The sequence below is a fragment of the Paracoccus jiaweipingae genome, from assembly GCF_044335505.1.
Taxonomy (GTDB): Bacteria; Pseudomonadota; Alphaproteobacteria; order Rhodobacterales; family Rhodobacteraceae; genus Paracoccus.
In genome coordinates, this window is record NZ_JBISBS010000002.1 from 90,911 (window position 1) to 111,016 (window position 20,106).

Below are 20,106 nucleotides of genomic sequence, written 5' to 3' on the forward strand. Positions count from 1 at the left end.
AACCGGAAAAAGCGCGGCGCGGGGGCCACCTTCGCGCCGCGTTTGATGAAAAGGGACAGATATGGAACAATTAACCGGCTGGATCACCGGCACCAAGATACCCGTCGGACGAACCGCCAAGGCGGTGTTCGACTGGCTGAACAGCCACGGCGCCGTGGTGTTTCAGAAAATCTCGGACGCGATGGACGGGCTGATCGCGGGCATCCTGTGGCTGCTGGAAACGCCGCATCCGCTGGTGCTGATCGCCATCCTGACCGGGCTGACATGGCTGATGCAGCGCAACTGGAAGACCTGCCTGCTGGTGGCCGCCGGGTTCCTGTTCATCCTGAACCAGAATTACTGGGACGCGACGATGCAGTCGCTGACGCTGGTTCTGGCCTCTTGCGTGGTGTGCATGGCGCTGGGGGTGCCGATCGGCATTGCGGTGGCGCATCGCCCGCGCCTTTACGCCTGGGTGCGCCCGGTGCTGGACCTGATGCAGACCCTGCCGACCTTTGTTTACCTGATCCCGGCGATTGTGTTTTTTGGCATCGGCGTGGTGCCGGGCCTGATCGCGACGGTGATCTTCGTGCTGCCCGCACCGATCCGTCTGACCCAGCTGGGGATTGCCAGCACCCCGACCGCGCTGGTCGAGGCCGCCCGCGCCTTTGGCGCCACCCCGCGCCAGCTTTTGTGGAAGGTCGAACTGCCCAGCGCCCTGCCCCAGATCATGGCCGGGCTGAACCAGACCATCATGCTGTCGCTGTCGATGGTGGTGATCGCGGCGCTGGTCGGGGCCTCGGGGCTGGGGGTGCCGGTGCTGCGGGCGCTGAACAGTGTCAATATCGCGCTGGGGTTTGAATCGGGCTTTGTCATCGTCGTGGTTGCGATCCTGCTGGACCGGATGCTGCGCGTGAAGGGGGTAAAATGAAACCATCGGCCAAACCTGCCGTCAGCTTTGACAATGTCTCGATCGTGTTCGGGGACGACCCGGAAAGCGCCCTGCCGCTGATGGATCAGGGTCAGGACCGCGAGGCGATCAAGACCGCCACCGGACAGGTGCTGGGGGTCCATGACGCCAACCTGACCGTGCATGAAGGCGAAATCATGGTGCTGATGGGCCTGTCGGGGTCGGGCAAATCCACCCTGCTGCGCGCGGTCAACGGCCTGAACCCGGTGGTCCGCGGCGAGGTCCGCATCTGGGACGGCGACAAGATGGCCTCGGTCACGCATTGTTCGCGCAAGGATCTGCGCGACCTGCGCCTGCGCCGCGTTGCCATGGTGTTTCAGCAATTCGGCCTGCTGCCCTGGCGCAGCGTGCGCGAAAATGTCGGGCTTGGGCTGGAACTGGCCGGAATGCCCGCCCGCGCCCGCCGCGAAAAAGTCGATGCCGAGCTGGCGACCGTCGGCCTGTCCGAATGGGCCGATCTGAAGGTGGCCGAATTGTCGGGCGGGATGCAGCAACGCGTCGGTCTGGCCCGCGCCTTTGCCACCGACGCGCCGATCCTGCTGATGGACGAGCCGTTTTCCGCGCTGGACCCGCTGATCCGGTCGCGGCTTCAGGACGAATTGCTTGAGATGCAGGAACAGAAAAAGCGCACCATCATTTTCGTCAGCCACGATCTGGACGAGGCTTTCAAACTGGGCAACCGCATTGCCCTGATGGAAGGCGGGCGCATCGTTCAGACCGGCACCGCGCGCGACATTATCGCCAACCCGGCCAATGATTATGTGGCCGATTTCGTCGCCCATATGAATCCGCTGATGGTGCTGACCGCGGGCGATGCCGCCGAACCGGGTCAGGCCGCCGGCACCCCGGTGCCGCGCGACATGCCGGTGCGCAAGGTGATGGCGCTGCTGGATGGCGACACCCGCGAATTGCCGCTGCAAGGTGGCGGCCGGGTCAGCCGTGGCAGCATCATGGCGCGGCTGCTGGACCCGCAGGGCTAGGGCAGCTTGGCCGCCGGCACCGGCGGCGTCAGGTCGCGGCGGCGGCGGGCATCGCGCCAGGTCATATAGCTGATCGCCGCGATCATCAGCCCGCCGCCGACCAGCACCCACGGATCGACCGGTTCGTGAAATACCAGCGCCCCCAGCAGGCTGGCCCAGACCAGCTGCAAGAACACCACCGGCTGGGTCACCATCAGCGGCGCCGCCGCGAAAGCGCGGGTCATGGTATAATGCCCCGCCGTGGCAAAAATTGCCGTCAGCGTCAGCCAGCCGATCTGACCCGGCGTCGGGGCCTGCCAGACCAGCGCCGCCGGAACCGCCAGCCCGATGGCCACGGTCAGCGACATCATCGCCACAACCACGGCGGCGGGCACCTCGGCCGCCAGACGCTTGGCCATCAGATAGGAACTGCCGAAACACAGCGCCGCGCCCAGTTGTGCCAGATGCCCGGCCTCCAGCCCGCGCAGACCGGGCCGCAGTACGATCAGCGCCCCCGCCAGCGCCACAGCAATGGCCAGCAGCCGCCGCACCGACAGTGACTCACCCAAAATCAGCGCCGCGCCAAGCGTGACCACGATGGGGTTCAGAAAGCCGATGGCGGTGACCTCGGCCACGGTGATGCGGGCCATGGCAAAGAACCACAGCGCCACCGCCAGACAATGCAGCGCCCCGCGCCCCAGAAACAGCGGCCACAGCCGCGCCGCAAACCCCCGGCGCAGCGCCGGTGCCAGAACCGGCAGCAGAAACACCAGCCCGATGGCAAAGCGGATGAACGCGCCCTGCACCGCTGGCAGGCTTGGGCCGACATGTCGGACCGTGCCATTCACCGCCACGAATAGCAGCCCCGTCACCAGCATCCAGCCAATGCCGGTCAGATTGGATCTTTCCATCGGCGCGCCCCCTTCCCCGCCACCTGACCCAGTCGCGCCCCGAAAGTCCAGTCAGCCCGCGACGATCAGCCCCGCCGCAATCGCCCACATCACCGCCCCCACCGCGACATCCAGCACCTGCCACGCCCGTGGCCGCGCAAAGACCGGCGCCAACAGCCGCGCGCCGAACCCCAGCGACAGAAAAAACACCCCCGAGGCCAGCATCGCCCCAGCGGCAAAGACCCAGGGCGCGGGGGATTGCGCCGAAATCGCCCCCAGCAACACCACCGTATCCAGATAAACATGCGGGTTCAGCCATGTCAGCGCCGCCAGAACCGCCAGCGTCGCCGCCAATCCGCGCGCGGGCGGGCCATCGGCGCGCAGGCTGCCCGGCACCATCGCGGCCCGGAAACTGCGCCAGCCATAGACCAGCAAGAACCCTGCCCCGCCCCAGCGCAGCGCCGCCATCAGCCCCGGCGCTCGGCGCGTCAGCGCCCCGGCCCCGGCCACCCCCGCCGCGATCAACAGCGCATCCGACAGCGCGCAGAACAGGCACACCGCCAGCACATGGCGCCGCAACAGCCCCTGCCGCAGCACAAAGGCATTCTGCGCCCCGATCGCCATGATCAGCGACAGGCTGGTGCCGAACCCGGTCAGAAATGCCCCCATGCGATGCCCCTTTGATGTCATGTCCTGACCTTGCGGATCGCAGTAAAACCGGCTTCAGTCCAATTAAAGATATTCAGGCAGATACAGTTTTTCTGATGCTGGACTATACCGCCCTTGCGACCATGACACAGGTGATCCGCCTCGGCTCGTTCGAGGCCGCCGCCCATGCGCTGAACCTGACGCCCTCGGCGGTGTCGCAACGCATCCGCACGCTCGAGGATCGGGTCGGCGCGGTGCTGATCCATCGCGGCCCGCCAGCCACCGGCACCCCGACCGGCCTGCGGCTGATGCAGCATCTGGAACAGGTGCGGCTGCTGGAACAGGGCCTGACCCCGGACAGCCAGCCCGCTACGCTGCGCATCGCGGTCAATGCCGACAGCCTGGCAACATGGTTTCTGCCCGCACTGACGGCGCAGGACCTGCTGTATGATCTGGTGATCGACGATCAGGACCACGCGCAGGACTGGCTGAAACGCGGTCAGGTCAGCGCGGCGATCACCGCCCATCCCGGCCCCGCCCCCGGCTGTGACAGCCTGCCGCTGGGATGCCTGCGCTATCTGGCGACGGCCAGCCCCGGTTTTGTTGCCCGGCACTTCCCGGATGGTCCCGACGCCACCAGCCTGTCGCGCGCGCCCGCGCTGACCTTTAACCTGAAAGACCGGCTGCAGGCGCGCTGGGTGCGGGCGCTGACCGGGCGTTCGCCGCGCCTGCACAGCCACCTGATCCCCGCGTCCGAGGGCTTTGCCCATGCCGCCCGGCTGGGGCTTGGCTGGGGGATGAACCCCGAACCGCTGATCCGCGACGACCTGGCCTCGGGCCGTCTGGTCGCGCTGGGGCCGCCGCTGGATGTGGCGCTGTTCTGGCAGGTCCAGCGCGTCATGGCCCCGCGCCTGACCGCCCTGACCCGCGCCATAAAAACAAAGGCCGCAGCGATGCTGCGACCCTGATCTTCTTCGTTGCGGCAAATACCCCGCGGGGGTGTGGGGGTGCGACACCCCCACGCGCGGCGTTTTACAACTGTGCGGCGACCGCGTCCGAGATGTCGAAATTGCCGGTGACGTTTTGCACGTCATCGTCATCTTCCAGCACCTCGATCAGCTTCATCAGCTTTTGCGCATCCTCAAGGCTGGCAATCTCGGTCGGGGCCTGCGGCTTCCAGATCAGCTTGGCGGTCTCGGATTCGCCCAGTGCGGCCTCAAGCGCGGTCGAGACCTCGTTCAGGTCGGTATCGGCGCAATAGATCCAGTGCCCGTCCTCGTCCGAGGATACATCATCGGCCCCGGCCTCGATCGCGGCCATCATCACCGTGTCGGCATCGCCGGCGCTGGCGGGATACATGATCTCGCCCACGCGGTCGAACATGAAGCTGACCGAACCGGTCTGGCCCAGATCGCCGCCATGCTTGGTGAAATAGGACCGCACATTCGACGCGGTGCGGTTGCGGTTGTCGGTCATCGCCTCGACGATAATGGCGATGCCGTTGGGGCCGTAACCCTCGTACCGGATCTCGTCATAGTTTTCGGCATCGCCGCCCTGCGACTTTTTGATGGCGCGGTCGATCACGTCCTTGGGCACAGAGCTGGATCGCGCTTCCTTGACCGCCAGACGCAGGCGCGGGTTTTTATCCGGGTCAGGATCGCCCATTTTCGCGGCGACGGTGATTTCCTTCGCCAGTTTCGAAAACAGCTTGGACCGCGCGGCATCCTGCCGCCCCTTGCGGTGCTGAATATTGGCCCATTTGGAATGGCCGGCCATAGGTCAACCCCTGTCTGTCTTGGAATATGGCGCCTTCCTTATCGCGCCAGCCAGCGCGGGGCAAGCGCGGCGACAACAGGACTGCACCGCCCCCCACGGCACCGCAGGCAGCAGGCGCGGGAAACCGGGCGGTCAGTCCCCATTATCGCCGCTGGCCTGCCAGTTGCGCGATTGCGGGGTGCGAAAGACATAGCGGTTGCCAGCGGCGATGACCGTCACATCGGCAAAAGGTTCGACCAGATCGCCCAGAACCGGGCGCAGCCAGTTCTGCCGCAGGCCGGTGACCCGGTAATCGACCGGCACCGGGCAATCCGCGATATGCCCCTGCGCGGCCAGCGGCGCGCGACAGACACGGCCATCGCTGAACCCGATGCGGATCTGGTCCGCGCTCAGCCGCAGGCTGTCGGGGCGCGGCGCCGGGGCGGCACAGGCCCCGGCCATCAGCGCCAGGATCAGCGCGGTCCATGCAGGGCGGGTGGGTTTGCGGATCTGTGCCATCGCTTAATGCAGGGGCCAGACAAGGGGAATGACGATGGACGCGGTGATCGCCATCAACAGGTTCAGCGGCAGGCCCACGCGGATGAAATCGGCAAAGCGATAGCCCCCCGGCCCATAGACCAGCGTGTTGGTCTGGTATCCGATCGGCGTCGCGAAGGCGGCGGATGCCCCCATCATCACCGCGATCACCAGCGGGCGCGGGTCGATCCCGATATGACCCGCCAGCGAAATCGCCACCGGGGTGACGATGACGGCAACGGCATTATTGGTCACGATCTCGGTCAGGATCATCGCCAGCATGTAGACCGCCAGCACGATGGCCCATTCCGGCACGCTTTCCAGCCATGGCCCGACATAGCCGACGATCAGTTCCACCGCGCCGGAATTTTCCAGCCCCGCCCCGACTGCCAGCATGGCAAAGATCAGCGCCATCAGCTGGCCATCGACAAAGCCAAGCGCCTCGTCTGCGTCAATGCATCGGGTGCCCAGAACCACGCCCACACCGATAAAGGCCAGCAGCAGGATCGGCGCAACCTCGAACGCCGACAGCGTGACCACGGCGATCAGCGTCGCGACCACGATCGGCGCATGTTTGCGGCGGAAGGCGCGGTCCGAGGGCTGGTTGACCTCGACCATCTCCATGTCGGTGGCCAGACGCTGGATGTCGGCGGGGGCGCCTTCCAGCAGCAGGGTGTCACCGACCCGGACCACCAGATCGTCCAGCTGGCGGCCGATATTCTGGTTGCGGCGATGCGCGGCCAGCACATAAACGCCATAACGCCGCCGCAGCCGCATCGAGCCAAGGCTGCGCCCGACCATGTGGCAGCCCGGCGTGATCAGCACCTCGACGGTCGAGGTCTGAACCGATGACAGCTTGTCAACGCGCTGAATATCCTTGTTTTCCTGAAGCCCCAGCACCTCGGACATGGGGGTGCGCAAAACCACGCGGTCGCCGGCCTGCAGCACCACCGCCGCCAGATCGCGGCGCAGCGACTGATCGCCGCGCAGCACGTCGATGACGCGGGCGCTTTCGCGGGAAAAGATATCGACCTCGGACAGCGGCTTGCCGACCAGTGTGCTGTCGGCGGGGATGGCGACCTCGGTAAAGAATTTCATTTTCGAGCGGCCCGACATCAGGCTGGACATCGAATCACGTTCAGGCAGCAGCCGGGGCGCGAACAGGATCAGATAGATGACGCCGACAATCGCCATCGGCAGCCCCACCGGGGTGATCTCGAAAATGCTGAAATGCTCCAGCCCGGAGCGGGCCGCGACCCCGTCGACCAGCAGGTTGGTCGAGGTCCCGATCATCGTCACCGTCCCCCCCAGAATGGACAGATAGGACAGCGGAATCAACAGCTTGGACGGCGCCTGCTTCATTTCCTTGGCCAGTTGCATAAAGATCGGCATCATCACCACGACCAGCGGCGTATTGTTGACAAAAGCCGACATGCCGACCACCACGACCGAGATCATCGACAAGGTCAGGTAAGGCCGGGTCGCCGCGTGGCGGGCGGCATTCTGGCCGATCCAGTCCAGCGCCCCGGTGCGCACCAGACCGCCGACGATGATAAACATGAAGGCGATGGTCCATGGGGCGCTGTTGGACAGCACCTTGGGCACCTCGGCCACCGGCAGAACCCCCAGCATCAGCAGCGCGATCGCCCCAAGAATAGCAGTAACTTCAGGCGGAAAGACCTCCCGCACGAAAAGCGTCAGCATGACCCCGATCACGACAATGGTCGTCAGTGCAGCGGTGGTCCCGGCGAGTTCAATCCCGAACATCGCATCCCTTTACCTGGCCACCGGCATTCATGGCCGGCAGGGGGCAATCTTGCAAATCCCCGATGCGCCCGCAAGCGGTTACGCCAGTGGCGCGACCCCGTGACCGGTGGATTGCAGCCGACCGCCCTGACGCAGCGGTTCGACCGATTTTGCCAGACCGGTGCGGTCGTCGGTCTCGACCAGCACGCCTGACAGCGTGGCCTCGCCCTCGGCTGGGGTGAAGCGCTCGCGCGTCATGCCGGTGATAAAGCGGCGCATCGGCTCGGCCTTGTCCATGCCGATAACGCTGTCGTAATCGCCACACATCCCCGCATCGGTCAGATAAGCGGTGCCGCGCGGCAGGATCTGGGCGTCACCGGTCGGCACATGGGTGTGGGTGCCCACGACAAGGCTGGCGCGGCCATCGCAGAAATGCCCGACGGCCATTTTCTCGCTTGTGGCCTCGGCGTGAATATCGACCAGTGCGGCCTGCACCATGCCACCGGGGGGATGCGCCCACAGCACCTGATCAAGCGCCGAAAACGGGTCGTCGAAGGGGCGTTTCATGAACACCTGCCCCAGCACCTGCGCCACCAGAACCTTGCGTCCGCGCGCATCCTGAAACACCCGCGCGCCCTTGCCCGGCGCATCCCTGGCGAAATTGATCGGCCGCAGCACGCGCGGTTCCTGCGCGATAAAGGACAGCATGTCCTTCTGGTCGAAAGCGTGATCGCCAAGGGTCACACAATCGGCGCCCGATTCCAGCAGCAGTTTCGCATGACCGCCGGTCAGGCCCATGCCACCGCTGGCATTTTCGCCATTGACCACGACAAAATCGGCCCGCGCCGCCGCCCGCAGCCCCGCCAGCCGTTCACTGATCGCGCGCCGTCCGGCCCGCCCCATTACATCGCCAAGAAACATGATCCGCATCCGCCCTGCCTAGGGCAAGTCGCGCTCCGGCTCAAGCCCGGCGGCGCAGGGCAGGCGCGGTCGGGGGATGCCACTTCGGCACGATGCAGCGTTTCGAACAAAGCTGTTTACGATTTATTCATTTTTGCGTGATAAGCAGGTCTGGCAGAAAACATAGCAGGCGAAAAAACACTATATGTCCAGACTGTTGATGGTGTTATTCCTCTTCACCGGGGTGTTTTCAGCACCCGCGATGTCACAACCCTTGGGCGAATGTCTGCGCGCCGCACCGGAACTGGCGGCGGCGCTGGGGCGGGCCACGAACCTGATGCGGCACGGCATTGGCCTGCATCGGCTGGATCTGGACGATCAGCTGAACACGGTCGCCCAACATCATGCCTGCGATCTGGCACGACGACAGACCATCAGCCATACCGACAGGCGCGGGCGCACGCCGTTGAAACGGCTGCGCGCGATGGGGTTTCCCGCCTGTTTCAGCGCCGAAAACATTGCCTGGGGCACCCGTCAGCCGCGCCCCACCATCGACGCGTGGCAGAACTCGCCCGCGCATCGCCTGAATCAGCAAAGCCGCAAGGCCACGCGCATGGGCTTTGGTCAGGCCCGCGGTCCCGATGGCCGCTTATACTGGGTCGGGCTGTATGCGCGGCCCTGTCCGGCGCGCTGACGCCGCGCGCAACAAGTGCGTCGTGGTCGGGCAGCGCCGCCGCAACCCGGCGCGCTGACGACGCTGCCGCGCTGACCCGGCCTGCGGTCGGTGGTTTGGGGGCGCCCGGTGGCAGGCCCGCCGCGACGGGGGACGGGCGCGGCGATGGGCTGCGCCACCGCCTCAGCGTTCCAGCACCAGCCGGTCCGCCTCAAGGCTGATGCGCGCGAACCGCCGCAGATAGGACATGCCCATCAGCGAACCCGACAATTCGCCTTCGATCACCACGGCGGGCACATCGGTGTCGCGAATATCCCCGATCTCGACCAGCCCCAGCGTCACCGGCGCGGTGCGGGTGATGCCATTGGCCGTGCGGGCCTGTCCGATATATCCCAGCGTGTCCGGGTCAATCCCCACCCGCCGGGCATCGCGCTGACCCAGCGCCAGCGTCGAGGCACCGGTATCGACGACAAAGCTGATCTCGGTCCCGTTCACCCGCACCGGCAGGTGATAATGGCCGTCATTGCCCATCGGCACCTCGATCCGGTCGCCGGTGATAATGGGGTGGGGGGCGACGGTCTGGCTGACCTGCTGCCACAGCCCTGCCGCCGCCACCGCACCGACAAAGATCAGCCCCCATGCCAGCGCCTGCCGTAATGTGCTGCCGGGCCGGGCGCGGAACTCGACCACCAGAAAGCCGCCAACCGCGATCAGCAGCAGCACCAGATAGGCCAGATTCATCCAGTCATCGCCCCACATTCAGAACAACCCCGTCCCTTTCAGCCCGTCAATCACGAACTGGATCGACAGTGCCGCCAGCAGCATCCCCAGCAGCCGCGTTACCACCATTGTCCCGGTCGCCCCCAGCGCCCGCGCCAGCGGCACCGACACCACGAACATGACCCATGTCGTCGCCAGAACCGCCAGCATCACCGCGATCACCAGCGCCATATGCACCACGCCCTCGCCCTGACCGCTGAGCAGGATCATCGAGGCCAGCGCCCCCGGCCCCGCCAGCAGCGGCGTGGCCAGCGGAAAGACCGAAGGGTCGTCGCCGGGGTCGTGGGGAACCTCTTCCTGGGCCTGCCCCTCGCGGCGGCGGGTGCGGCGCTCGAACAGCATGTCCAGCGCGGTCAGGAACAACAGCACCCCGCCAGCGATCCGAAACGCCGGCAGCGAAATTCCGATGAAGGACAAAATCCCATCCCCGGCCAGCGCGAACAGCGTCAGCAGGATCGCCGCCACCGCCAGCGCCCGCAGCCCGGTCAGCCGCCGCCGCTGCGGCGACATCCCATCGGTCAGCGCGATATACAGCGGCGCCAGCCCCACCGGGTCAATGATCACGAACAGCGTCACATAGGCGCTGATCAGAAAGGTCAAATCCATGTGATATCCTTCCAGCCTGCCCGTTTATCGCAGCCCCGCGCCGCCCTGCCAAGGCGCCGCGCCCGTCTGGCGCGTCAACCGCGTCAAGAAATCGCCTTTGCAATGACCGCCACAAAGCCCTAGATATTGCCGCACACGGGCTTTTGCCCGCCATCAGGAGCATAGTGATGCTGAACAATATCGGCCTTCCCGGCCTTCTTCTGATCGCAGTCGTCGTGCTGGTCCTGTTCGGACGCGGCAAGGTGTCGTCGCTGATGGGCGAAGTCGGCAAGGGCATCAGCGCCTTCAAGAAAGGTGTCAAGGATGGCACCGAGGATCTGGAACGCGCCGCGGACGAGGACAAGGCCGTCCCGCCCGCCGACAAACCCCGGCTTCAGGACGACGCGGCCCAGGCGCGCAGCGATGCGGATGCCCGGCTGCGCGACGTGACGCCGCGCGACAACGACCGGATCTGAGCCTCCGGCCATGCTGGATATCGGCTGGACCGAGCTGCTGCTGATCGGCGTCGTGGCGCTGATCGTGGTGGGTCCGCAGGACCTGCCGCGCATGTTTCACACGCTTGGCCGGATCACCGCCCGCGCCCGGTCCATGGCGCGCGAGTTTTCATCGGCCATGGAAGACGCGGCGCGGTCCAGCGGCATTGACGATGCCGCCAACACGCTGCGCGATGTCAAGGATCTGACCAGTTCGCGCAAGATGGGGCTGGATGCGCTGGACCGTGCCGCCGACCGGTTCGAGAAATGGGACCCCAAGGTGCCCTCGGCCCGCGCCCCGGCCCGGCCAGACCCAGCACAGCCTGACCCCGTCGTGCCGCTGTCGCCTGACCCGGCCATGGCCCGCAGCCCCGAAGCACCGCAGACTGCCGCGCCTCGGACCGGCGCCCCCCACCCCGCCCTGCCGGATGCCGATGCGCCCGCGCATGGCACCCCCGCGCCGGGCCGCCGCCAGTTGAAGGCCGTGCGGCGTTCGGACATGAAAGACGACTGACGTGGCCACCAAAACCCCGGACGAGATCGACGAAAGCTCGGCCCCGCTGATCGAGCATCTGGCCGAATTGCGCACCCGGCTGATCTGGTCGGCGCTGGCCTTCGTGGTGGCGATGGTGCTGTGTTATACGGTCTGGAACCCGATCTATAACTTCCTGACCCGCCCCATCTGTCACGCGCTTGAGGTCCGCAATCAGGAATGCGGCCTGATCCTGCTGAAGCTGCAAGAGGGCTTTTTCGTCGCCATCCGCATCAGCTTTCTTGGCGGGTTCATTCTGGCCTTCCCGATCATCGCCTATCAGTTGTGGCGGTTTGTGGCACCGGGGTTGTATCGGTCTGAAAAACAGGCATTCCTGCCCTTCCTGATCGCCTCGCCGGTGATGTTTTTCATGGGCGCGGCCTTTGCCTATTACGTCATCCTGCCCATGGCTTATGACTTTTTCCTGGGCTTTCAGCAGGGTCCGCTGGCGCTGCCGGATGACACCGCCCCCAGCCCTGACAATCCCTTGGCGGGGATCGTCTTTCAAGGCTCGGTCAGCGAATATCTGGACCTGACCAGCAAGTTCATTCTGGCTTTCGGCCTGTCGTTCCAGCTGCCGGTGGCGCTGACGCTGCTGGGAAAGGCCGGTCTGGTTTCGGCGCAGGGCCTGTCCAGCGTGCGCAAATATGCGGTTCTGGCGATTCTGGTCATGGCCGCCATCGTGACCCCGCCTGACGTGGTGTCGCAGGTGGTGCTGTTCAGCGTGATCTATGGGCTTTACGAAATCTCGATCCAGCTGGTCGCCCGGATCGAGCGCCGCCGCGAGGCCGAATTGCGCGAACAGGGCCTGTGGGACGGGGAAGATGACTGATCCGCTGACCCGCATTGCCGCGGCGCTGGAACGCATGTCGCCGCCGCCCGTCCCGGCGCCCGATTTTCGCGACGCCACCGCCTATGCCTGGCATCCCGACCCTGACCGGCTGGTCGCCGTGGCGCGGGTGGCGCGGGTCGATCTGGCCCGGCTGGTCGGCATCGACCGCGCCCGCGACACTTTGCTGGCCAATACGCTGCAATTCGCGCGCGGCCATGCCGCGAATAACGCCCTGCTGTGGGGCGCGCGCGGGATGGGAAAATCGTCGCTGGTCAAGGCCGTTCACGCCCATGCGGTGGCGCAGGGCCTGCCGCTGGTGCTGGTCGAGATCGCCCGCGAAGACCTGCACAGCGTCGGTCGCCTGCTGGATCTTCTGGGCCGGTCCGACAAGCGTTTCGTGCTGTTCGCGGATGATTTGTCCTTCTCGCATGACGATGCGCAATACAAATCGCTTAAGGCGGTTCTGGATGGCGGCATTGCCGGGCGCCCTGAAAACGTGGTGCTGTATGCGACCTCGAACCGGCGCCACCTGATGCCGCGCGACATGATCGAAAACGAACGCTCAAGCGCCATCAACCCGGCCGAGGCGGTCGAGGAAAAAGTCTCGCTCTCGGACCGTTTCGGGCTGTGGCTGGGGTTCCATCCCTGTTCGCAGGACGATTACCTGACGATGATTCGCGGCTATTGCGATGCCTGTGGCGTGGCCATCGACGACGACACCCTGCGCGCCGAGGCGATCGAATGGCAGGCCACGCGCGGGTCGCGTTCGGGGCGTGTGGCGTGGCAATATTTCACCGATCTGGCCGGACGGCGTGGAATTTCGCTGACGCGGTAACTGAATCTCAACCTTTTGGTGCGACGGTGGCCCGAACAGGACGATTCGGACCATCATGACCAACGCGACAGATCAGCATCAGACCGGGACACTGGCCGCTTGGGTCAGCGCGCGTGACCAGAACCGCGCCGATCAGGCGCCCCCGGCGCCCCCTGCCACCCCGGTCCCGCGCGGTGCCGACCATCTGGCGGCCGAGGCGATTGCAAAGGCCGCACAGAAAAGCCTCAGGATGCCGGTCTATGTGGAATCGGCCCGTATCGCCGCGCGCAGTCTGGCGGAAATCGGGGAATTGCTGCCGGAACGCGCGCTGCTGGCGGTGCTGCAATCGGATGCCGATTCCGTGGGGGTTCTGGCGCTGTGTCCGGCCACCGTGGCCTCGCTTCTGGAAATGCAGACCCTTGGACGGGTCACCGCGCGCAGCGTGGCCCATCGACGCCCGACGCGCACCGATGCCACCCTGTGCGCTGATTTCATCAATCGCAGTCTGGGCGAATTATCTGCGGCGCTGCACGACCATGCCGATACGACCAGCTTTGCGGGCTATCGCTATGCCAGCCATATGGATGACCCACGCCCCCTGCTGCTGCTGCTCGAGGATCGCAGCTATCAGGTGCTGCAACTGACCCTGCGCTATGGTGAGGGGGGGCAGCGCGATGGCCAGATCATTATCGCCATCCCGGTTCTGCCATCGGGGGCGCGGGCGGGCGTGTCAGCCACCGGCACCCTCAGTGCCTTGCCCCCCGGCCTGCCGGGACCGGCGCCGGCCAGACAGGCCGGGACTGGGACTGAGGCTGGGACTGGGGCGGTGGGCCTGCACGAATCATTGCGCGCCGCGCCGGTGCAATTGCAGGCAATGCTGGCGCGGCGCCGTATCAAACTGGGCGATCTGCGGCGGCTGAAACCGGGTGACTGCATTCCCCTGCCCCATCAGGCGATCAGCAATGTGCGGCTGGAAAGCCGGGCAGGTCAGTTGCTGGCCCTTGGCAGCCTTGGCGAGGCCGAGGGTTTTCACGCCCTGCGATTGCGCCCTGCCGACAGTGTTGAGGCCGGGACCGGCGCGGATCAGCCGGCTTTTCCCACCGCACAGGCGGCATCGCAGACCGATCTGCCGGGTGACATCGCATCCGCAGACCCGCCCCCCGATGACTGGCCCGAACCCCCGATCGAGGATCTGGAAAACCCCGATCAGTTCCGCCCCGACATTGCCGCCGAAACCATGGACCCGCCTGAGGAAGAGGACGACATGATGCCGATGACGATGCAGATCACTTGACAAAGCGGTTAAGACTTGAAAACCGGCCCGCAAACGCGCATGTAGTCCCCGCCCGCAAGGTCGCGGGCGATAATGGACGGAGTGACCATGGCCAAGGAAGAAATGCTCGAATTCCCCGGCGTCGTGAAGGAACTTCTGCCCAACGCGACTTTCCGGGTCGAGCTTGAGAACGGCCATGAAATCATCGCGCATATGGCAGGCAAGATGCGCAAGAACCGCATCCGGGTTCTGGCAGGGGACAAGGTTCAGGTGGAAATGAACACCTATGACCTGACCAAGGGCCGGATCAATTACCGCTTTAAATAATCGCGGCCTGCGCCACCCCTGGCGGGCGCAAGCCCAAAGGGGCGCATAATGGCGACACAAGACGACCCAATCCCTGACGCCCGATCGGCCGCAACCGTGGTCGCGGCCACCGGCAGCGGGGAAGCCTTGGCAGCCCCCGGTCAGGCCGGGACCGCCGCGGCCAGTCACGCGCCGGCCCCTGAACGCGGGCCACAGCCCGGCCTTGACCCAGCCCGTGATGACCGGTCTCTGGTTCTGGCCTCGGCCAGCCCGCGCCGGTTGGCGCTGCTGGCGCAGATCGGCTATCGCCCCGCCCGCATCGCCCCCGCCGATATTGACGAGACACCGCATCGCGGCGAACCCCCGCGCGCCTTTGCCGAACGCATGGCCCGCGAAAAGGCGCTGGCCGTCGCCCACGGCCCGGATGAACTGGTCCTTGCCGGCGACACGGTCGTTGCCGCTGGCCCGCGCATTCTGGGCAAGCCCGAAACGGCCGACGAGGCGCGTCGCTTTTTACAATTGCTGTCGGGGCGTCGGCACCGCGTCATCACATCCGTTGCGCTGCGCGATGCAACCCGGACGCGCCTGCGGATCGTGGCCAGCACCGTGCGTTTCCTGCCGCTGACCGCCGCCCGAATCGACGCTTATCTGGACAGCGGCGAATGGCAGGGCAAGGCTGGCGGCTATGCCATCCAAGGTGCTGCCTCGGCCTTTATCCCTTGGATTCAAGGCTCATTCACCGCCATTGTCGGCCTGCCGCTGGCCGAAACCTCTGCCTTGCTGGCCTCGGCCGGCCTGCACCCGGAACACCCCGCATGAAACATGTTGTTATCGGCCAATGGCGCGGCCACCCCGCCGCGGCCCTGTTCCTTGACCGTCAGCTGGACCAGCTGATCATCGCCCCTGACGCGCTGACCGCGCTGCCGCCCGGCACCATTTGCCGTGGCATCGTCGACCGCTTGGTCAAGGGACAGGGCGGCGTGTTCCTGCGCCTGCCCGAGGGGCAGCGCGGATTTTTGCGCAGCAAGGGCGGCCTGCGCGAGGGGCAGCCGCTGATCGTGCAGGTCTCGGGCGTGCCCGAGGACGGCAAGGCGGTTCCGGTCAGCGACCGTTTCCTGCTGCGCGGGCGCCATGTCATTGTGACGCCCGGTGCGCCGGGGGTGAATGTTTCGCGCCAGATCAAGGATGAAGCGCTGCGCACCGCGCTGTCCGATCTGGTGCGCGATCTGCACCCCGGCGATGACAGCACGACTGGCGTCATCATCCGCAGCGCCGCCGCCGATGCCGATGACGCCGACATCACCGCTGAACTGGCCCCGCTGCTGGACCTGGCGCAGGCGCTGACCGCCGATCTGGCCGGGGACCCGCAGATCCTGCTGGACGCGCCCCAACCTACCGATACCGCCTGGCAGGACTGGTCCGACCCCGCCCCCGACGGGATCGAGGATGGGCCGGATGCCTTTGACCACAGCGGCGCCAGCGAAGCGGTTGATGCCCTGCTGTCACCGCGGGTTGATCTTGGCGGCGGGGCCTTCGCCTTTATCGAACCAACCCGGGCCGCGATCTGTATCGACGTCAATACCGGCAGCGACCATTCCCCCGCCGCCGCGCTGAAGGCCAATATCGCCATGGCCCGCGACCTGCCGCGCCAGTTGCGCCTGCGCGGGCTTGGCGGGCAGGTGGTGGTCGATTTTGCCCCGGTTTCCAAGCGCGACCGTGGCACCATCGAACAAGTTCTGCGCGCCGCCGCCCGCCCCGAAGGCGGCGCGATGACGGTCATCGGCTGGACGGCCATGGGCCTGTTCGAGGTCAACCGCAAGCGCGACCGCGTCCCCCTGACACGGCTGGCCGAGGGCGCATGACCCGCTGTCCGATCTGCGGCAAACCCGCCGACCCGAAATTGCGGCCGTTCTGTTCGAAACGCTGCGCCGACATTGACCTGGCGCGCTGGCTGCGCGGCGATTACGCCATCCCCGGCGAGCCGGCGGGAACACCCGAAACCGAGGATTGATTTTTTCCGATTTTGGGCTGGACAGGGCCGGCTGGGTCGGCTACCTACCCGCCTACGCCAGCCGCAAGGCTGCGATGCCCGGATAGCTCAGTTGGTAGAGCAGCGGATTGAAAATCCGCGTGTCGGTGGTTCGAATCCGCCTCCGGGCACCACCTCTCCCCCCCCCCACACACGAAACATGCCCCGCAATCGTTTGCGTCTGGTTCAGACCGGTCTTTTCGCGTCGACCTTACGGCCTGTGCGGGGCATGGCGGCGCGTTCGGGCCATTGCATCGGCGGGGCCAAGCGGTTACAGGCTTTAGCTGTCGGTTTCCGTAAGGAATTGAAAGGGAATCCGCCGCGGTTTTGCCGCGAACCGGAACTGCCCCCGCAACTGTAGGCGGCGAGGAACCAGCGACATGCCACTGTGGGCTTGCCCATGGGAAGGCCGCCAGTCCCCGCGACCCGCCAGTCAGGAGACCTGCCGACATCGTTTAGCTTGAACCGGGCGGGGCGCCCGGAGAGGTGCCAGATGTTGTTTCCCTGCGGCCCCGCCATGCCGGACCCTGCATTTGCGGGGCGATACGGCATGATCCGGCGATCTTTCCCTGCCTTGCCGCAAATCCGGGAATATCATTCATGACCGCTTTTCCGACCCTGCGCCTTGCCGGCGCTGCCGGGCTGTTTCTGGCCGCCACGCTGCCGGCCATGGCCGCGACCACCTATCCGCTGACGCTGGAAAATTGCGGCGTTCAGGTCAGCTTTGACCACGCCCCCGACAGCGCCGTGACCATCGGTCAGTCCGCGACCGAGACGATGTATGCGCTGGGTCTGGGCGACAAGGTCAAGGGGACCTCGGTCTGGTTTACCGATGTGCTGCCTCAATATCGCGCCCTCAATGACGGGATCGAACGGATGGCAGATAACGACCCCAGCTTTGAAAGCGTCGTCGCCAAAAAGCCGGGGCTGGTTGCGTCGCAATATGAATGGTATGTCGGGCCGCAGGGGGTGGTCGGCACGCGCGAACAATTCGCGGATCTGGGTATCCCGACCTATATCATGGCCGCCGACTGTGCCGGGAAGGACAATTCCAAAGGCTCGGACGGGACCCGCGCGGCGATGTTCAGCATGGATAGCGTGTATCAGGGCGTTCGGGACCTTGCCCGCATCTTTGACCACCCCGAAGCTGGCGAGGCGCTGGTCGATCAGCTGCGCCAGCGCGAACAGGCCGCCATCGACAAGGCGGGCGCGCTGGGGGTGCGCGATGTACCGGCGCTGTTCTGGTTTTCCTCGGCCGATCTTCAGGGCGATCCTTATGTCGCCGGGCGCAAAGGCCCGCCGGGTTACATGATGGCGGCGCTGGGGCTGCGCAATGTGATCGAAAGCGACGAGGAATGGCCGACCGTGGGCTGGGAAACCATCGCCCGCGCCAACCCCGCCATCATCGTGGTCGCAAAAATGAGCCGCCGCCGCTTTGACGCCGATGACGTGGACAAAAAGCTGGAATTCCTGAAAACCGACCCGGTGGCCAGCCAGATCGACGCGGTCAGAAACAACCGCATCGTGGTGCTGGACGCGCATTCGATGGACCCGTCAATCCGCAACATCACCGCGATCGAGGAACTGGCGCAGGCGCTGGATGGCTTTGACCTGAAATGAGCCGCAGCATGATGGCTGCCGCAATCTGGGCCGGGCTGGGGCTGGCGGGGCTGGTTCTGGCGTTGCTGGCCGGGGTGGCGCTTGGCGAAACCCCGGTTACCCCGGCGGCCATCCGTGCCGCGCTGGCCAATCACCTGTGGTCGGCGGGGCTGGCGGTGGACCCGATTGAACAGGGTATTATCTGGGCTTACCGGGTGCCGCGCACGCTGGTCGCGGCCAGTTGCGGGGCCGGGCTGGCGCTGGCCGGGCTGGTCTTGCAGGCTTTGGTGCGCAATGCGCTGGCCGACCCCTATCTGCTGGGGGTGTCGGCGGGGGCCTCGACCGGGGCGGTGGCGGTGACGCTGATGGGGCTTGGCGGCGGGCTGATCGGCATGTCCGGAGGGGCGTTTCTGGGGGCGGCGCTGGCGTTTTCGCTGGTGGCGCTGCTGGCGCGGGCCTCGGGCGGGGGGGCGGCGCAGATGGTGCTGGCCGGGGTGGCCGGGTCACAGCTGTTCAATGCGCTGACCTCGTTCCTGATCGCGCGTTCCGCCAATGCCGAACAGGCGCGCGGCATCATGTTCTGGCTGCTTGGCAACCTGTCGGGGGTGCGCTGGCCCGATGTGACGCTGGCCGCGCCGGTGGCGCTGGCGGGGGCGGTGGTCTGTCTGGCGCATATCCGGGTGCTGGATGCCTTTGCCTTCGGTCACGAGGCCGCCGCCGCGCTTGGCCTTGCCGTGCGGCGGGTGCAGCTGGTGCTGATCGGCGCGGTTACGCTGATGACGGCGGTGATGGTCAGCCTTGTCGGGTCCATCGGTTTTGTCGGGCTGGTGATCCCCCATGCGATGCGCTTTATCGTCGGGCCGCGCCATGTCCGGCTGGTGCCGGCGACCGCGCTGGCGGGGGCGGTGTTTCTGATCGGCGCCGATATTGCGGCGCGGATGCTGATCCCCGGTCAGGTGGTGCCCATTGGCGTGGTCACGGCGCTGGTCGGGGCGCCGGGTTTCGCGCTGATCCTGCTGCGCGGAAAGGTGCGGACATGAGGCTGACAGCCCGCAATCTGGGCTGGTCGGTGCGCGGCCGCCCCATCGTCAGCGACGTGTCGCTTGGCATAAATCCCGGCGAGACCTTTGGCCTGATCGGGCCGAACGGGTCGGGCAAATCCACGCTGCTGCGGCTGCTGGCGGGGCTGTTGCCGCGCGCGCAGGGGCAGGTCACGCTGGACGGCACCGACCTGCGCGCCATGCCCCGGCGCCAGATTGCGCGCCGTATTGCCATGGTCCAGCAGCAGGGCGACACCCCCGAGGCCCTGCGCGTGCGCGACGTGGCCGAACTGGGGCGCACCCCGTGGCTGGGGCCGCTGTCGGTGTTTTCGGACCGCGATCACGCCATTGTCGACGCAGCACTGGCCGCCACCGGCATGACCGCGCTGGCGCAGCGGCCGTGGTCGGCCCTGTCGGGGGGCGAACGCCAGCGCAGCCAGATCGCCCGCGCGCTGGCACAGCGTCCGGCGCTGTTGCTGCTGGACGAACCCACCAACCATCTGGACATTCACCACCAGCTGTCGCTGTTGCGGCTGGTGGATGAATTGCCGGTCACCGTGGTCATTGCGCTGCATGACCTGAATCAGGCGCTTGGCTGTGACAGGCTGGGGGTGATGCAGGACGGCAGGCTGGTCACGGTGGGACCACCGCGTCAGGTTCTGACCCCCGACCGCATTGCCCGCATCTTTCGCGTCGGCGCCCGCGCCCTGCACGACCCGGCCGATGACGCGCTGCATTACCGTTTTCACGACCTCAGGGAATGAC

23 protein-coding genes, 1 tRNA gene, 1 pseudogene and 1 riboswitch are annotated in these 20,106 nt (G+C 66.2%); of the genes and pseudogenes, 17 read left to right on the forward strand and 8 right to left on the reverse strand.

Features of this window, described 5'->3' with window-relative positions:
* Nucleotides 1-61: 61 nt before the first annotated feature.
* Both choW and choV read left to right on the forward strand, forming a co-directional pair.
* Entirely contained in the window at nt 62-910 is an 849-nt protein-coding gene (gene choW, locus ACFXP9_RS03875) for a choline ABC transporter permease subunit (RefSeq protein WP_397205974.1), read from the forward strand.
* A complete protein-coding gene (gene choV, locus ACFXP9_RS03880; protein WP_397205976.1) occupies nt 907-1,929 on the forward strand; it encodes a choline ABC transporter ATP-binding protein in 1,023 nt (340 codons plus the stop codon). Before choW ends, choV begins: the two co-directional genes overlap by 4 nt.
* Here the strand turns inward: choV and ACFXP9_RS03885 are convergent.
* Nucleotides 1,926-2,819 (reverse strand): DMT family transporter, encoded by an 894-nt coding sequence (locus tag ACFXP9_RS03885; protein WP_397205978.1) that lies wholly within the window; start codon nt 2,817-2,819, stop codon nt 1,926-1,928. The genes choV and ACFXP9_RS03885 overlap by 4 nt on opposite strands.
* A 51-nt stretch (nt 2,820-2,870) precedes the next feature.
* Nucleotides 2,871-3,467, reverse strand: a complete 597-nt coding sequence (locus ACFXP9_RS03890; RefSeq protein ID WP_397205980.1) for a LysE/ArgO family amino acid transporter — start codon at nt 3,465-3,467, stop codon at nt 2,871-2,873.
* A 95-nt stretch (nt 3,468-3,562) separates the two neighbouring features.
* Between ACFXP9_RS03890 and ACFXP9_RS03895 the strand changes: the two genes are divergently transcribed.
* A complete protein-coding gene (locus ACFXP9_RS03895; protein WP_397205982.1) occupies nt 3,563-4,414 on the forward strand; it encodes a LysR family transcriptional regulator ArgP in 852 nt (283 codons plus the stop codon).
* Between the two features lie 64 nt (nt 4,415-4,478).
* On the opposite strand, the gene ACFXP9_RS03900 is transcribed toward ACFXP9_RS03895, so the two are convergent.
* From ACFXP9_RS03900 to ACFXP9_RS03915, 4 genes are all read right to left on the reverse strand, one after another.
* Nucleotides 4,479-5,222 (reverse strand): YebC/PmpR family DNA-binding transcriptional regulator, encoded by a 744-nt coding sequence (locus ACFXP9_RS03900; RefSeq protein ID WP_397205984.1) that lies wholly within the window; start codon nt 5,220-5,222, stop codon nt 4,479-4,481.
* 132 nt (nt 5,223-5,354) lie between these two features.
* The gene (locus ACFXP9_RS03905) at nt 5,355-5,720 is read right to left on the reverse strand and encodes a hypothetical protein (RefSeq protein ID WP_397205986.1); all 366 of its coding nucleotides are present in this window, start codon (nt 5,718-5,720) and stop codon (nt 5,355-5,357) included.
* A gap of 3 nt (nt 5,721-5,723) precedes the next feature.
* Nucleotides 5,724-7,505, reverse strand: a complete 1,782-nt coding sequence (locus ACFXP9_RS03910) for an SLC13 family permease (protein ID WP_397205988.1) — start codon at nt 7,503-7,505, stop codon at nt 5,724-5,726.
* A 78-nt stretch (nt 7,506-7,583) separates the two neighbouring features.
* Nucleotides 7,584-8,414, reverse strand: coding sequence for a TIGR00282 family metallophosphoesterase (locus tag ACFXP9_RS03915; protein ID WP_397205990.1), 831 nt, complete (start codon nt 8,412-8,414; stop codon nt 7,584-7,586).
* Nucleotides 8,415-8,589: 175 nt separating this feature from the next.
* Between ACFXP9_RS03915 and ACFXP9_RS03920 the strand changes: the two genes are divergently transcribed.
* Nucleotides 8,590-9,078, forward strand: coding sequence for a CAP domain-containing protein (locus tag ACFXP9_RS03920; protein ID WP_397210006.1), 489 nt, complete (start codon nt 8,590-8,592; stop codon nt 9,076-9,078).
* Between the two features lie 162 nt (nt 9,079-9,240).
* Here the strand turns inward: ACFXP9_RS03920 and ACFXP9_RS03925 are convergent, their stop codons facing one another.
* Nucleotides 9,241-9,816 carry a retropepsin-like aspartic protease family protein gene (locus tag ACFXP9_RS03925; RefSeq protein ID WP_397205994.1) on the reverse strand — a complete coding sequence of 192 codons (576 nt, stop codon included), beginning with the start codon at nt 9,814-9,816 and terminating at the stop codon, nt 9,241-9,243.
* Nucleotides 9,817-10,443, reverse strand: coding sequence for a MarC family protein (locus ACFXP9_RS03930; RefSeq protein WP_397205996.1), 627 nt, complete (start codon nt 10,441-10,443; stop codon nt 9,817-9,819).
* A 167-nt stretch (nt 10,444-10,610) separates the two neighbouring features.
* On the opposite strand from ACFXP9_RS03930, the pseudogene ACFXP9_RS03935 reads away from it, so the two are divergent.
* The 13 genes and pseudogenes from ACFXP9_RS03935 to ACFXP9_RS03995 form a co-directional block, all read left to right on the forward strand.
* Nucleotides 10,611-10,814 (forward strand): annotated as a pseudogene (locus ACFXP9_RS03935) (twin-arginine translocase TatA/TatE family subunit); the annotation flags it as partial.
* Nucleotides 10,815-10,908: 94 nt separating this feature from the next.
* On the forward strand, nt 10,909-11,430 hold the full coding sequence (gene tatB / locus ACFXP9_RS03940; protein ID WP_397205998.1) for a Sec-independent protein translocase protein TatB: 522 nt from the start codon (nt 10,909-10,911) through the stop codon (nt 11,428-11,430).
* Between the two features lies 1 nt (nt 11,431).
* Nucleotides 11,432-12,280, forward strand: coding sequence for a twin-arginine translocase subunit TatC (tatC, locus tag ACFXP9_RS03945; protein ID WP_397206000.1), 849 nt, complete (start codon nt 11,432-11,434; stop codon nt 12,278-12,280).
* The gene (locus tag ACFXP9_RS03950; RefSeq protein ID WP_397206002.1) at nt 12,273-13,115 is read left to right on the forward strand and encodes an ATP-binding protein; all 843 of its coding nucleotides are present in this window, start codon (nt 12,273-12,275) and stop codon (nt 13,113-13,115) included. The genes tatC and ACFXP9_RS03950 overlap by 8 nt, the downstream gene beginning before the upstream one ends.
* Nucleotides 13,116-13,170: 55 nt before the next feature.
* Nucleotides 13,171-14,388 (forward strand): FliM/FliN family flagellar motor switch protein, encoded by a 1,218-nt coding sequence (locus tag ACFXP9_RS03955; protein ID WP_397206004.1) that lies wholly within the window; start codon nt 13,171-13,173, stop codon nt 14,386-14,388.
* An 87-nt stretch (nt 14,389-14,475) separates the two neighbouring features.
* Nucleotides 14,476-14,694, forward strand: a complete 219-nt coding sequence (gene infA / locus ACFXP9_RS03960) for a translation initiation factor IF-1 (RefSeq protein WP_010397442.1) — start codon at nt 14,476-14,478, stop codon at nt 14,692-14,694.
* A gap of 228 nt (nt 14,695-14,922) precedes the next feature.
* Nucleotides 14,923-15,492 (forward strand): Maf family protein, encoded by a 570-nt coding sequence (locus tag ACFXP9_RS03965; protein WP_397206629.1) that lies wholly within the window; start codon nt 14,923-14,925, stop codon nt 15,490-15,492.
* Complete coding sequence (locus tag ACFXP9_RS03970) at nt 15,489-16,535, forward strand: ribonuclease E/G (protein ID WP_397206006.1); 1,047 nt, start codon at nt 15,489-15,491, stop codon at nt 16,533-16,535. The genes ACFXP9_RS03965 and ACFXP9_RS03970 overlap by 4 nt, the downstream gene beginning before the upstream one ends.
* The gene (locus ACFXP9_RS03975) at nt 16,532-16,684 is read left to right on the forward strand and encodes a DNA gyrase inhibitor YacG (RefSeq protein WP_397206008.1); all 153 of its coding nucleotides are present in this window, start codon (nt 16,532-16,534) and stop codon (nt 16,682-16,684) included. Before ACFXP9_RS03970 ends, ACFXP9_RS03975 begins: the two co-directional genes overlap by 4 nt.
* 76 nt (nt 16,685-16,760) lie before the next feature.
* Nucleotides 16,761-16,836 (forward strand) — tRNA-Phe (locus ACFXP9_RS03980).
* Nucleotides 16,837-16,973: 137 nt separating this feature from the next.
* Nucleotides 16,974-17,166: riboswitch (cobalamin riboswitch) on the forward strand.
* Nucleotides 17,167-17,302: 136 nt separating this feature from the next.
* Complete coding sequence (locus ACFXP9_RS03985; RefSeq protein ID WP_397206010.1) at nt 17,303-18,322, forward strand: ABC transporter substrate-binding protein; 1,020 nt, start codon at nt 17,303-17,305, stop codon at nt 18,320-18,322.
* 8 nt (nt 18,323-18,330) lie between these two features.
* Nucleotides 18,331-19,341, forward strand: a complete 1,011-nt coding sequence (locus tag ACFXP9_RS03990; RefSeq protein ID WP_397206012.1) for a FecCD family ABC transporter permease — start codon at nt 18,331-18,333, stop codon at nt 19,339-19,341.
* Nucleotides 19,338-20,105, forward strand: a complete 768-nt coding sequence (locus ACFXP9_RS03995; RefSeq protein ID WP_397206014.1) for an ABC transporter ATP-binding protein — start codon at nt 19,338-19,340, stop codon at nt 20,103-20,105. The genes ACFXP9_RS03990 and ACFXP9_RS03995 overlap by 4 nt, the downstream gene beginning before the upstream one ends.
* Nucleotide 20,106 lies beyond the last annotated feature (1 nt).